The sequence below is a fragment of the Planctobacterium sp. AWM4_229 genome (assembly GCF_056160305.1).
In genome coordinates this window covers 193,341-206,965 of record NZ_JBSWWX010000002.1, presented here as the reverse complement: position 1 = coordinate 206,965, position 13,625 = coordinate 193,341, and the positions used below count along the sequence as shown (strand labels likewise).

Here is a 13,625-nt window from a genome sequence, read left to right as displayed (position 1 = left end):
GCCACACTAACAGGATATATCGAACTGATTGGGTAGAATTTAATGCTTTGCAATCCTTATTTCCTCGTCTACCTTTAGCTATGGACCCGCGTAAATGAAATGCGTTTAATACGTTTGTAGAAAAGATTAAGGAATTTTAGTGTTAGTAGTTGCAAGTGTGTTTAACAGGAAAGTATTCAAATCAAAAATCTTCTATTTTTTATTGTCGCTCTTTATTGCTGTTCCAGCTCAAGCCCAAGAATGGCGCGTGGTTACAGAGGTATTGCCGCCACTGCAAATAAAACAAGGTGAGAATATTGCGGGCGAGGCGGTGCAAAGAGTACGTGCTCTGCTGGCTGCCAATGCCTTAGAACTGCCCATTGAGGTATATCCCTGGGCAAGAGCTTATGAACTAGCCAAGAATCGCCCTAATACTTTGATTTTTTCCATGGCCCGTTATGCCTCCCGAGAGCAGAGTTTTCACTGGATTGGCAGTATGGGGGAGATCCAATTTAGTTTTATTGCCTTGGCAGACCGGGAAGAAATTCAAATACATTCAGTCGAAGACGCGCGGAAGTGGATACTGGGTACCGTTCGCAATGACTTTATCCATGATTGGCTGTTACGCAAAGGATTTTCAGAGGACAAACATTTCGTTGTGCGTAGTGATTTGTCCGAGCTTGCTGATTTACTCTACAAAGGCTTAATTGACGGACTATTAGTCAATAAAGAGGTGATTAAAATTATCGCAGCTCAAAAAGGTTATGACGCGGAACGCATCCGCGCCTGGTTTCAACCTCATGATCTCAGTACTCATCTTTATCTAGGGGCCAATATTGACTCTGATATGGAGGTGGTTAAAAAGCTGCATGCGTCTTATCTGCAGCTTTTTCAATAGTCGGGTTTAGTTGTCTAAAACCAGTGCCAGGGCTCCGTACAATCCTGATTTATCCTCTAATCCAGGCAAACAAATGAGATCCTGGAATGCGGTATCTTGTGGTAAGGTTAGGTATTGATTCAAGCTACGCTCAGTATATTTAACTACAGCTTCAAGTAGTCCGGGTTTTTGCATCACACCGCCACCTAAGACGATTTTTTGCGGACTGTAGCTCACCAAAAGATTGTGGCAAAAAGTACCTATTACCTGTGCCTGGATATCCCATGCGCGATGATCCTCGGACAGTGTTTCTGCCGGTTGTTGCCAGATTTGCGCCATGGCATAACCGGAAGCCAGACCCTCGACACAGCTGCCGTGATAAGGGCAGACACCTTTAACGCCATCGATTTCCCCGATGATCATGTGCCCTGCTTCCGGGTGGATCAGGCCATGCACGGGCTTACCATTGATAACGATACCAGCGCCCACGCCTGTGCCGATAGTGACATATACGACCGTGTCACAATCCACTCCCGCTCCCCAGCGATGTTCCGCCATGGCGGCGGCATTAACATCGGTGTCGATAGCGACGTGACAGTTGAGTGATTCTGCTAGAATTCGACTAATGGGGGTGTCACTCCAGTGAGGTTTAGGTGTCGCGGTAATATTGCCCCATGTCGCTGAATCCCTGGTGAGATCCACCGGGCCAAAACAAGCCAGTCCCAACGAATCAAAAGCAAATTTTACCTGCTGGTGTTTAAAAAAATCGATACAAGTACCCAGCGTCTCATCTGGTGTTGTGGTGGCAACACGGTGTTGGGCAATAATGTTTCTTGAATTGTCGATGATTGCACAGTTAAATTTGGTGCCACCCGCTTCAATTGCGGCATAAAGCTTGTTCATGCTCAATTCTCTCTAATTTATCAATTAGTTTTGATATTCAGTTTTTTCAATTTCTGCCAGCCTGGTTTCTGTTGGGTTTCTTAAAAAGTTGTAGAGAAAACCAATGAACAGAAATGTGGCAAACCCGGTGGCAACGATAAAGCCGTACATGGCATCGCCGCCAAACGCATCACTAACGATTCCCATCACCAGTGGTCCGGCAGCAGCACCCGCAGCAGTAAAAAACAAGATCACTCCTGCCACGGTGCCATGCTCGTGTTTCGGGAAACAACTGATGCCTTTGGAGTTGATAGTGGGATAAATCACCGACATAAAAATGCCGGACAGAGGGAACAGATAGAGGGCCACTTCACGGCCGCCCCAAAGGCCGCCAATAAAACAAACCATAATGGCGAAGCTAAACATCAGCATCACCAGTGCCCAGTTAAAGTGCTGCATCATCCAGATACCCACAAATCGGCCTATGGCTCTTAATGAGAAGAAAGCCGAAACGGCATACATGGCCAGCATTTGCTCTGGGCCCTCAGAGTAGCAGCTAAAGGTGGCTTCAAGGGTTGTGGCATCACACATCAGATAGCTGGGCATCCAAACATAAATGGCGCTTTCTGCAGCTACGTACAGGAACGCCGCAATGGAGAAACCCATAGCATAAGGATTGCCGAGCAGCTTCAGACTGCGTCGAACGTCAATGGGTTCGTCGGCTTTTTGGCCTTTACTGTGGTCTGGATAATCTGCTTTCCAGGCCATCAAAATTAACAGAGTGCACAGAACACCGGCAATAATATAGAGCCAGGTCCAATGTACTCCTTCTCTAATTAACCAAGCCACAATCAATGGCCCGATAATCGCTCCCACACCAAAAAAGGCTTCGGCACCGTTCATGGTACCTGTGTGCTCTTTGGTAGAGGTTGATATATCACCAATCAGAGCCAGTGCAGCGGTTTTAAAAATGCCCACAGCCAGACCTGATAAGGTGATCAAACCTAAAATGAAGGTGAAAGAAGTGCCTACCAGAAACAAATAACAAGACAGGGCAAAGAGTGCCAGACCCAACATGATGGTTTTCTTGCGGCCAAACTTATCCGCCAAAAAGCCCAAAAACAATCCGGAAAAGGCGATGCCCACCATAAACAGTGAATGCATCAAACTGGCCTGGGTATTATTGACATCAAATTCGCGTTTAACTTCCTTGATAATTTCGCCCACCGAATCGGAGGTCATCGCGAACATCATAAACATCAAGTAGGTTAACCAGCGTATCAGCTGCAGATTACGTTGCTTCTGTATATCTTGTGGGGACATGACTATCTTCCTCAACCTCAAATTGGGGGTAGCAGGCCCGGGTCTAACGGGCCTGGATTAACGGTATCAGAACTGATACTTCATGGTCACCGATGTCGTGCGACCATTAATAGTACGGGCCCGAATAATATCGTTAGGGCCAGCACTGCCTTCTTCGGCTTCCGTGATGCCCACCGTATCAAACAGATTGTTTACGTTTAATGCCACCGACAGGTTCTCAGTAATACTGTAATCTACAAAGGCATTCACTTGCGTGTAACCATCGAATTTCAGGTCGTTATTGTCCTGCGCATAGGCATCTGTCGTACCAATGAGGTTCAATCCGGCTGTTCCATTGTCGAACTGATAAGTACCCGTTAGCTGATAAATAACATCGGCTTGACGGCGCGGTGTATTGCCTTCAACCGCAGGATTCAGTGCGTCTTTGGCAATCTCAGCATCGGTCCAGGTAAAACCGCCTTTGAAGGTCCAGTCACTCACTACGTAGGCTGCTTCAACTTCAACCCCCAAGGCTTCGTATTCGCGATCAAAGAAGTTTTGCGAAGTGGCTTCGAAGTTTTGCTCTTCGGTTTCGGCATAAAAACCTGTGATGAATAGACCCAAACCGTCCTGGCGATACTTCAGACCCAATTCGTATTGGTCAACCATATCGACTGCATCTTCATCAGCCACGGAACCATCGGCGCGAACTTTACCAAACAGCAAACGATCTGCGTTGGCACGGCCACCCTGGCTCACGCGAGCAAATACTGCCATGTCATTATCAATGCGATAGTTAGCACCGAAAGAGTAGGAGTTATAGCCCCAATCATAGTTTACTGGCATTGCATTGGCTTGATCGGCAGATGCAACACTTTGTTCTGGGATGGAAATCACACCATCGCCATTCATGTCGATACTGCTGGTTACTGCGCCAGCGTAGGTGCCAGAGGCATCACCGGAGTCGCGGCGGAAGCTGGCTTCTAATGTCCAATCGCCAAATTCACCTGAAACGGCGATATAAGGGGCATCGATGTTGTACTGAGTGTCATAGTTGCGCTGACAGCAGTTACCCCAGAATGGTACGCCATAGGCATATAAACCATTATCTGAGTAATTCGTGCCATCTGCGGCTACCGCATCCAGTAGCGCGGCATTGTCGCCTTTCACTTCCATTAAATAGGAATTCCACAGCCAGGACATCTTGATGTTTTGTCTGGCTTTGTAAAAACCTAAGGTGAGTGAGATATTGTCGAAGTCACGCGATAACTGCAGGTCATTGGCGTAAGAATCAAAGTCCTCCATTTCCACATCGAAAGTGTGCACGCGCATTACCAGACCATTGCCCGTACTGTCGCTGTATGCCTGTCCCGCATTTGGTCCATTAGCATAAACTAAGCCTGCGCCATCACCCGCAATACTTTGTGCAACACTGGAAGCACTGGCCACTTCAGCAGGAAAAGGAGACACAAAGTCGCCTGATACACTGGATTTGCGGAAACGATTAACCAATTGCCAGTCATCACCCATGTCGAAGTTAGCTTCAAACCCAATGCTGTTGACCACAGGATGCATGCCATCGCGCAGATCGCCACGACTGATCTGGCCATCACCGTTGATGCGCAAGGTATCTTGTAGGTAAACTGAGTGAGGCGTATCTGATTGAGCATCAAATCCTTCGATAGAATCACCATCGGCATACATTGGCATTGGCAAATAACCTGTGCTCTTGTCATCCAGGTGCTTCAGATAAACACGCACATAGCCAGAATCGAATTCTTTAGTAAAATTAGCTTTAATTTGACCACCTGAATTGCCGTTATAACCGGTTTCGCGTGGACCTTCGCCTTCACGGAAAAAACCGCCGATATGGAAGCGAGTAGAATCGTTGATTTCATCACCGTATTCGAAGTCGGTGCGGAAGGTGTCGTAATCCAAACCAAAAGTGGTGGCCACACTGCCGCCACCGAAGTCGCCGGTTTTACTGATGAAGTTAATTACGCCACCGGGAGAATTACTCGCCATAGTGGAAGATGAACCACCGCGAATGGCTTCGATGCCAGAGATGGTGGAGTCGGCGCGAATAAAGATATCGGCGTTACCGAAAGCTACGTCACCAAACTGCATCACTGGCAAGCCATCTTCTTGCAATACTAAAAACTTTGCGCCGCCTGCGGCTACGGGTAAGCCTCTGACCGCAATGTTTGCGTTACCCTCACCACCGGTGGATTCTGAACGAATACCGGGAATAGAGCGGAAAATTTCCGCCGTGGCTCTGGGGGTGGCAACGGCAAAATCGCCAGGACTCAACGTACTGGAGGAAACACTGGAGTCCATTCTCGATGTCGCTCTGGCCGAGCCGGTTACCATGATTTTTTCAAAATCCAATACATCAGCACTGCTTTCAGCAGTATCTGTTTCCTGTGCATGGACCCATGCCGGACTGGTGGCAAAAGCCAATGCGATAGCGAGTGCAATTGGGGTACGTTGCTTGCTCATTATTTTCTCCTGTAGAAATAGCATAGTGTGTGTTTGCAAAATTGCTTAAGTTTGTGGGCCAAAAACACAACACTTGACCTTGCAACTTAAACGATTAAGATAAAGGTAACAGAACAATTAACAAATGTAAAACCCCTGTTAAAAAATTTCTTTCAGGGCTCTTGCAATACTTTGTTTTTTGGTGTCATTATTATTGTATTGAAACTTAATCGTTTAAGGTGTGGTCGTGAAAAATGTTGAAAAAGCAGCGAAGTTGAGCTTGTCGAGAATAGATTATAGTGCTGAGTTAAAAGGGCTCTCTGAGCAAGAGAAAAAAGTCTTTGCACAGCGTCTAGAGCAAAACTTTGAAGGATTATTTGCCCTTTATCATCAAATCTATGGTGCGCAATACGACTTTTTCTATCATTTGCAGCAACTTGTTTCGGTATTAGCCAGCGGTTATAAATCTCGTTCTGCGGCCCTTAAAAAACTTGATCTAGAGCGTCAGAAAGATCCCCATTGGTACCTGAGTGAGGACATGCTGGGCATGGCCTGTTATGTGGATTTATTTGCTGGCGATCTGAATAAATTGCGTCAGCGAATCCCTTATCTGAAACAATTGGGCATCACCTATTTGCACTTGATGCCCTTGTATTCGTCGCCTGAAGGAGACAGTGACGGCGGCTATGCCGTGTCTGATTATCGCAAGGTGGATCCTAAACTAGGCAGCAACAAAGACTTAAAAGTGCTGGCGCAAGAACTTGCTAAAGCAGGTATCAGCCTGGTGTTAGATTTTGTCTTTAATCACACCTCTGATGAACATGAGTGGGCGAAATTGGCGAAATCCGGTGATGAAAAGTACCAGCAATTTTATTACATGTTCAGTGAGCGGCATAAAGTGGATGCTTATGAGCAACATCTGCGAGAGATTTTTCCGCAGGTGAGGCGCGGTAATTTTAGCTGGAATGAAGAAACCCAAACATGGGTATGGACGACCTTTAACAGTTTTCAATGGGATCTCAATTACAGTAATCCCGAGGTATTCAATGCCATTACGGATGAGATGCTGTATCTCGCTAACTTGGGCTGTGGCGGTTTGCGTCTGGATGCCCTGGCTTTTATCTGGAAGGAATTAGGTACGAATTGCGAGAATCAGCCCAAGGCGCATGCCTTAATTCAGGCGTTTAACGCTTGCCTGCAAATTGCAGCACCCGCGGTGGTGTTTAAATCAGAAGCCATTGTTCATCCAGATGAAGTGAATAAATACATTGCTCCAGAAGAGTGCCAACTATCCTACAACCCGCTGTTAATGGCGCTGCTGTGGAATAGCCTGGCAACCCGTAAAACCCGTTTACTCACCGCTTCAATGCAAAAAAGTTTTACTATTGATCCCCACTGCGCATGGGTGAACTATGTGCGCTGTCATGATGACATTGGCTGGACATTCGATGATGCGGTCGCCGGGCAGTTGGGCATTAATGGGCATGACCATCGCTACTTTTTGAATCAATTTTATGTAGACCGGTTCGACGGCAGCTTTGCTAAAGGAGTGGCATTTCAGGAAAACCCTTCCAATGGTGATTGCCGGGTTTGTGGTTCCTTAGCCAGCTTGACTGGCCTGGAAAAGGCGCTGGAATCCGGTGATGAACACGCAATTCACACGGCAATTGATCGAATCTTGTTGCTACACAGTGTCATCTTGAGTATTGGAGGGATTCCGTTGCTGTTCTCCGGCGATGAATTAGGCCTGTTAAATGATTACAGCTATGAGCAGGACAATAGTAAAGCCCACGACGCCCGCTGGGTAAACCGCATTGCGCTTACCGATGAGGATATAGAAGCAGCTCAAGACAGCAAGACAGTGAGCTATCGTATTTTGCACGGCATTAGTAAAATGGTGCAGATACGCAAATCTCTGCCATTGTTCGGTGCGGCCAGGACAGAAATACTGGAATCAGGCAACCAACACGTGTTTGCCTATAAACGCATTAATGAGCAAGGAGATGAGCTACTGGCCTTGGTTAACTTTAGTGAGTATGCGCAGAGCGTGAATAGCCAGTATCTGCATCTGGGAGAGGATAAAACTTATCGCAACCTGTTAGCGGATAACACAGAGCATAAAGTGGATAGCTGGCTAAATCTCGAACCTTATCAGGTGATGTGGTTGTTGAAGCACTCAGGGTAAGTGTTTGCACGGCTTGCTCGGATACCTTTGTGCACTTTCTTTAGAGGGTATCCGGCTCCCCAGAACTTTGACGCACCATCAGACGGGTCTCCATTAATCGGTTTTTCTGCTGGTTTTCCTCAAACAGGGCTTTTGCTGCCATACGCCCTTTTTCAATGCTTTGCTGACATACCGTGGTTAAGGTCGGAACGGTGCGGCTTGCTTCCGGGATATCGTCAAACCCAACAATGCGTAGTTCTTCTGGCACTTTGATTTTAAGCGATTGTGCCACTCTTAACACTCCCAACGCCAAAACGTCACTCATACACAAAATCACATTGGGGCGAGGGGTAATGGTCAATGCTTCATAGGCGGCTTTTTCTGCCATTTCCGGGGTGTTCATGGGCGTATGCCAAACCATGTGAGGTGGCAGTTCAGCGGATTTTTCCTGGCAAGCATCCATGTAACCTTGTAAGCGATTGTAGGCAATGATTTCCTGGCAATCATCCCGCAGATCCGCTTTTTCAAGGCGACAAACCCGATCTGAGCTGATCAGGCGTAAACTCACTACGGCAACTCTGTCGCTTGCATCCTTAATAACGTGATTGGCCACATCTTTTGCAGCTGAGCGGTTATTGATATTAAGTGAAGGCACAGTGCCTTTTTCAAAGTCAACCGCGATAAGGGGTTTACCGCTTCGACTAATTCGTTCGAAGGCATCGCCTTTAGGTGCGCCATAAAAAATAAAGCCGTCTGGCAGTGATTCCGCACTGCTTTGCTCTTTTGAAGCCAATCGACTGCTCAGTAACAATAACTGTCTTTTCTGCTCTGACAATATTTCTGATACGCCTTGTAAAAACTGACTGGCTACTGGATCGGAAAAGGAATAACTCAAGGTGTCGGCTAACACCACGGCAACCACATCGGTTTTACCTTTGCGCAGCGAGCGAGCGGCCAGGTTGGGACCGTGATATCCCAATTCTGCGGTTTCCTTTAAGATGCGCTGCCTGAGAGACTCCGAAAGTTGATCCGGGCGATTGAAAGCATTAGATACAGTTGCGGTAGAGACGCCCAGTATCTTTGACACTTCTTTCAGATTGAGTGCTTTTTTATTGGCTGGCATGAATAGACTTAAACGATTTTGACCGTCAGATTCTCCCTTAATGCAGGCAAAATGTCCATGTTCTAAGAGGTGATCGTATTTCGAATTTATCTGTGTCAGGATGCTGCATTATTTGAAAAAATTAACATGGCTATGCGCAATTTTATTTCAATACTCGGACCCGGATTGGTTTTTGCCGCAACCAGTATCGGCGTCTCTCACGTTGTACAGTCAACTCGCGCTGGCGCTGATTTTGGCTACGCGCTGGTGGCTATTATTGTTCTGGCACACGTGATTAAGTTGCCCTTTTTCCAGGCGGGACCCAGATATGCCGCCGCCACCGGGGAAAACTTGTTAGATGCCTATCACCGCTTGGGTAAGGGTTATTATATTTCTGTGATATTGCTCACCTTTGCCACCATGTTCATTATCCAGGCGGCCGTAACGATTGTCGCTGCTGGCGTGCTCGCAAATATCTTGCCATTGGGGTGGAGCATTGGTGTGTGGTCCGCAGTGGTATTGATCGCCAGCATGTTATTGCTGATCACGGGCGGATATCGACTCCTGAAAAGTTTGATGAAAGTCATGATGCTGGTTTTTCTGGTGTTATGTGTTATCACTCTGTGCGCATCTTTGCTTTCTGACAGACCTGAACAACTTGCCACAGCACCGCAACTGTTAAGTGTCTCAAGTATTGCCTTTATTGTAGCGTTAGTGGGATGGATGCCTACGGCCATTGAAGTCTCTATCTGGCACTCGTTTTGGGTGGTAGAGCAGCAAAAGCTGGATGAGGTGAATGCCAGTCAGTTAAATTCTTCTGGCACAGATCCCATAGCTTCAAAGGTGAAAATCCGATTGCTGGATTTTAATATTGGTTATCTGTTCTGTTGTTTATTGGCGTTGCTGTTCGTGGCCTTGGGGGCTCAGGTATTATTTGGACGAGGCATTCCTTTGCAAGACAGTGCCATTGGTTTTAGTGCTCAGCTAATAGCCATATTCACTGACATTTTAGGCCCCTGGAGTAAACCCGTAGTTTCCGGGTTGATATTCATTGCCATGTTCTCTACCTGTATTGCAGTGGCGGATGGTTTTAGCCAGGTTATAACTCGAATTGCTGAACAACAATTCGATCTAAGTGGTAGTAAGCATACACTTACTTATCATTTGTGTATTCCTGTTATTGGCATCGGTGGTCTGGGTATCATCCTGCTATTTGCCGGTCAGTTAAAGTCTTTGGTGGATTTTGCAACGACGGTATCGTTTTTGTCTGCCCCTTGGTTTGCCTGGTTAAACATGAAAGCACTGACTTTACCCAATATGCCAGTCGCAAGCCGGGTGACATCAGGGTACAATATTTACACTCAGTGTTGTCTTGCCTGTCTCACTGCCTTTGCCATTTTTTATTTGGCTTGGCGATTATTCTGATCTTCTTTTGCACAGACGGGTAACAAAACATTCATAGCAATGCCATTGTTAGCATTTACAATCAAAAATAGCTTTGATCAATTGGGTTCCTTTGACTTTCAAGGTCCCGGTGAAGATCTCACAAGAAGGAAAGTATCATGACCAATACCATAAAATCTCGCGCAGCCGTTGCTTGGGGGCCGGGCAAGCCAATGACTATCGAAGAAGTTGACGTTATGCCACCAAAAGCGGGTGAGGTATTGGTGCGTATTTTAGCCAGTGGCGTGTGTCATACTGATGCGTTTACGTTATCTGGTGATGACCCTGAAGGTATATTCCCCGCTATTTTAGGCCATGAGGGGGGCGGTATCGTTGAACAAGTGGGCGAGGGCGTGACCAGTGTCGTGCCTGGCGACCATGTTATTCCGCTGTATACGCCAGAGTGCGGAGAGTGCAAATTCTGCACCTCGGGTAAAACTAATTTATGCCAAAAGATTCGTACTACACAGGGCAAGGGATTAATGCCAGATGGCACCACGCGCTTTTCCATCAACGGCGAACCCATCTACCATTACATGGGCTGCTCTACCTTTTCTGAATACACGGTTTTGCCTGAAATATCACTGGCTAAAGTCAACAAGGCTGCTCCACTCGAAGAGGTTTGTTTGTTGGGCTGTGGTGTAACGACAGGGATGGGAGCCGTGCTCAACACCGCCAAGGTCAAGGAAGGCGACACTGTGGCAATCTTCGGTTTGGGGGGCATTGGTTTGTCGGCAGTTATCGGTGCCGTGATGGCCAAAGCCAGTCGTATCATTGCCATTGATATCAATGAGTCTAAGTTTGAGTTAGCTAAAAAACTAGGGGCCACAGACTGCATCAACCCAAAAGATTACGACAAGCCCATCCAGGAGGTGATCGTGGAACTCACCGATGGTGGTGTGGACTTCTCCTTTGAATGCATAGGTAACGTAGATGTAATGCGCAGTGCATTGGAGTGTTGTCATAAAGGTTGGGGCGAGTCGGTAATCATAGGCGTTGCTGGGGCTGGACAAGAGATCTCCACCCGACCGTTTCAGTTGGTGACTGGCCGGGTGTGGCGTGGCACCGCATTTGGTGGTGTTAAAGGCCGCTCTCAGTTGCCGGGCATCGTGGAGCAATATTTGGCGGGGGAAATTCCATTAAATGAATTTATAACCCACACTCTTTCGCTGGATGAAATAAACAAAGCGTTTGATCTGATGCATGAAGGTAAGAGTATTCGCACGGTAATCCATTTTTAACCAGATACATAACTCTAATTACAGGAGTGGCTGCTATGAAGTGTCTTTCTGAAACCACAGTGTTTGGTGGAACCTTGTCTCGCTTTGAGCATGTGGCTATTGCCACTCGCTGTAAAATGCGTTTTGCTATCTATCAACCCCCTCAGGCTTTAAAGGGGGCAAAGTGTCCGGTGGTTTATTGGTTGTCAGGACTCACCTGTAACGAAGATAATTTTATGCAAAAGGCGGGGGCTCAGCGTATCGCGGCTGAGCTTGGCGTGATCTTGGTAGCGCCAGACACCTCTCCCCGAGGTGAATCGGTGCCAGATGTGGATTATTATGACTTTGGCCAAGGTGCAGGCTTTTACGTGAATGCCACACAAGCACCATGGCATACGCACTATAATATGTATGATTATGTGGCCAAAGAATTACCTGAGCTGGTGCAATCGCACTTTCCTTGTAATGGTCAGCAAAGCATTATGGGTCACTCGATGGGCGGTCATGGTGCGCTAGTCATCGGATTGCGCAATCAGCAGCAATATCGCAGTATCTCGGCATTTAGCCCCATATCTAATCCCATGGATTGCCCTTGGGGAATAAAGGCATTTACTGGCTATTTGGGGGAAGATCCTGCTGATTGGTGTGACTATGACGCGACTTATTTGTTGGGGCAACATGGCAGTGAACTGCCCATTTTGATTGACCAAGGGTTAGCAGATGAGTTTCTCGAAGAACAACTCAAACCAGAGAACTTATGGCACGTGGCGGAAGAAAAAGCGGTGCCAATACAGTATCATGGCCATGAGTCTTATGATCATAGCTATTATTTCATTGCCACTTTTATTGAAAAACACTTGTTGTTTCATGCCAGGCATTTTAGCGATTAACGCCAATTAGTCAGATTCGGGACCTGTTACCTGGTTCCCGTCTTAATATTCATTCAATAAGGAAATTCGAGATTGGAAAAACAATCCTTGGGTAAGGGCGAGTTTATCGCGCTCTTTGCTCTATTGATGTCGTTAACTGCGTTAACTATAGATGCCATGTTGCCTGCGCTTCCTGACATTACGCGCGATTTGCACATCGAAAATAGTAACGACGTTCAACTAGTGATCAGCCTGTTTATCCTGGGAACCGTCTTTGGCGAGCTGCTATTTGGTGCATTTGCTGATGCCTTTGGGCGGAAGAAAACAGTGATTGCGGGAGTGGCAATATACCTATGCGGGACAGTTATCGCGATTTTTGCTACGAGCCTTTGGCTACTTTTGTTGGGAAGAGTGTTACAAGGCTTCGGTATTTCTGGCAGTAAAATTGGTTCTCGCGCTTTGATCAGAGATCTCTACAAAGGCGAGCAAATGGCTCAAATCATGTCGGTGATCATGGTGCTATTCATTTTAGTGCCCATGATGGCGCCTTTTTTGGGGCAGTTGGTAATGCAACACTTTGGCTGGCGTGCAATATTTGTGGCTTTTTTGATCTTCGCCTTGGTTGTGGTGACCTGGTTTGTTATCAGACAACCGGAAACACTGACTCTGGAAAAGCGCATTCCATTGTCTTTTACCAACATTTTTAATTCCCTGAAGTTGATCTTGAAACACCGCAGGGTAATGTCCTATTGCCTGGTTACCGGATTTACGTTTGGTGCCATGCTGGTGTATTTGAGCACGTCACAAGCCATGTTCCAGGATTTTTATAATGTGGTGGAGGACTTTCCTCTTTACTTCGCTCTTTTAGCTGCTGGGGTAGGTGCTTCCGCGCTGATAAACAGTAAAATTGTGGTGTTATACGGTATGCACCGTGTATCCGTATGGGCATTGTTGGGTATTGCCGCTGGAAGCTTATTACTGCTTTTGGTTACCTGGCTAAATCAAGGTATCCCGCCTATGCCCCTGTTTTTAGCATGCTTCATGCTGATTTTATTCTTCATGGGATTCATTTTTGGCAACATCAATGCCATGTCTATGGAGTGGCTAGGGGGCATGGCAGGTATTGGTAACTCAATAGTAGGCTCTTTATCCAGCTTAACTGCCGTTGGCTTGGCGGTTTTGGTGGGGCGTTTTTATGATGGCAATGCTTATCCAGTGGCTTTTTGCTTTTTTGCCGTTGCGCTATTCAGTCTATGGCTTTTGAGATATGCGCGGCGTTCTCCGGCAATATCGCTTTGATAATGAGCTT

At 46.8% G+C, this 13,625-nt stretch carries 10 protein-coding genes; 6 read left to right on the top strand and 4 right to left on the bottom strand.

Annotated features, from left to right (window positions below; all coding sequences use genetic code 11):
• Positions 1-139: 139 nt before the first annotated feature.
• Entirely contained in the window at positions 140-877 is a 738-nt protein-coding gene (locus ACXAGP_RS04025; RefSeq protein WP_475259699.1) for a hypothetical protein, read from the top strand.
• Between the two features lie 6 nt (positions 878-883).
• On the opposite strand, the gene ACXAGP_RS04020 is transcribed toward ACXAGP_RS04025, so the two are convergent.
• From ACXAGP_RS04020 to ACXAGP_RS04010, 3 genes are all read right to left on the bottom strand, one after another.
• Positions 884-1,759: an ROK family protein gene (locus tag ACXAGP_RS04020; protein WP_475259698.1), complete on the bottom strand. Its 876-nt coding sequence runs from the start codon at positions 1,757-1,759 to the stop codon at positions 884-886.
• A gap of 24 nt (positions 1,760-1,783) precedes the next feature.
• Positions 1,784-2,998 carry an MFS transporter gene (locus ACXAGP_RS04015; RefSeq protein WP_475260243.1) on the bottom strand — a complete coding sequence of 405 codons (1,215 nt, stop codon included), beginning with the start codon at positions 2,996-2,998 and terminating at the stop codon, positions 1,784-1,786.
• A gap of 129 nt (positions 2,999-3,127) precedes the next feature.
• Positions 3,128-5,539 (bottom strand): TonB-dependent receptor domain-containing protein, encoded by a 2,412-nt coding sequence (locus ACXAGP_RS04010; RefSeq protein WP_475259697.1) that lies wholly within the window; start codon positions 5,537-5,539, stop codon positions 3,128-3,130.
• A gap of 226 nt (positions 5,540-5,765) precedes the next feature.
• Between ACXAGP_RS04010 and ACXAGP_RS04005 the strand changes: the two genes are divergently transcribed.
• Complete coding sequence (locus tag ACXAGP_RS04005; protein WP_475259696.1) at positions 5,766-7,703, top strand: amylosucrase; 1,938 nt, start codon at positions 5,766-5,768, stop codon at positions 7,701-7,703.
• A 40-nt stretch (positions 7,704-7,743) separates the two neighbouring features.
• Here the strand turns inward: ACXAGP_RS04005 and ACXAGP_RS04000 are convergent, their stop codons facing one another.
• Positions 7,744-8,805: a LacI family DNA-binding transcriptional regulator gene (locus ACXAGP_RS04000; RefSeq protein WP_475259694.1), complete on the bottom strand. Its 1,062-nt coding sequence runs from the start codon at positions 8,803-8,805 to the stop codon at positions 7,744-7,746.
• Positions 8,806-8,931: 126 nt separating this feature from the next.
• Between ACXAGP_RS04000 and ACXAGP_RS03995 the strand changes: the two genes are divergently transcribed.
• The 4 genes from ACXAGP_RS03995 to ACXAGP_RS03980 all read left to right on the top strand — a co-directional run bounded on the left by ACXAGP_RS03995 (position 8,932) and on the right by ACXAGP_RS03980 (position 13,615).
• A complete protein-coding gene (locus ACXAGP_RS03995) occupies positions 8,932-10,209 on the top strand; it encodes an Nramp family divalent metal transporter (protein ID WP_475259693.1) in 1,278 nt (425 codons plus the stop codon).
• A gap of 137 nt (positions 10,210-10,346) precedes the next feature.
• On the top strand, positions 10,347-11,468 hold the full coding sequence (locus ACXAGP_RS03990; protein WP_475259692.1) for an S-(hydroxymethyl)glutathione dehydrogenase/class III alcohol dehydrogenase: 1,122 nt from the start codon (positions 10,347-10,349) through the stop codon (positions 11,466-11,468).
• Positions 11,469-11,503: 35 nt separating this feature from the next.
• Positions 11,504-12,337 carry an S-formylglutathione hydrolase gene (fghA, locus tag ACXAGP_RS03985; protein WP_475259691.1) on the top strand — a complete coding sequence of 278 codons (834 nt, stop codon included), beginning with the start codon at positions 11,504-11,506 and terminating at the stop codon, positions 12,335-12,337.
• Positions 12,338-12,409: 72 nt separating this feature from the next.
• Positions 12,410-13,615, top strand: coding sequence for a multidrug effflux MFS transporter (locus ACXAGP_RS03980; RefSeq protein ID WP_475259690.1), 1,206 nt, complete (start codon positions 12,410-12,412; stop codon positions 13,613-13,615).
• Positions 13,616-13,625: the final 10 nt, after the last annotated feature.

Bases quoted from the DNA above. Each gene is read 5' to 3' on its own strand.
- ACXAGP_RS04020 (WP_475259698.1), bottom strand. From the start codon at position 1,759: ATGAACAAGCTTTATGCCGCAATTGAAGCGGGTGGCACCAAATTTAAC.
- ACXAGP_RS04015 (WP_475260243.1), bottom strand. From the start codon at position 2,998: ATGTTTATGATGTTCGCGATGACCTCCGATTCGGTGGGCGAAATTATC.
- ACXAGP_RS04010 (WP_475259697.1), bottom strand. From the start codon at position 5,539: ATGAGCAAGCAACGTACCCCAATTGCACTCGCTATCGCATTGGCTTTT.
- ACXAGP_RS04000 (WP_475259694.1), bottom strand. From the start codon at position 8,805: ATGCCAGCCAATAAAAAAGCACTCAATCTGAAAGAAGTGTCAAAGATA.
- ACXAGP_RS03995 (WP_475259693.1), top strand. From the start codon at position 8,932: ATGGCTATGCGCAATTTTATTTCAATACTCGGACCCGGATTGGTTTTT.
- ACXAGP_RS03990 (WP_475259692.1), top strand. From the start codon at position 10,347: ATGACCAATACCATAAAATCTCGCGCAGCCGTTGCTTGGGGGCCGGGC.
- fghA (WP_475259691.1), top strand. From the start codon at position 11,504: ATGAAGTGTCTTTCTGAAACCACAGTGTTTGGTGGAACCTTGTCTCGC.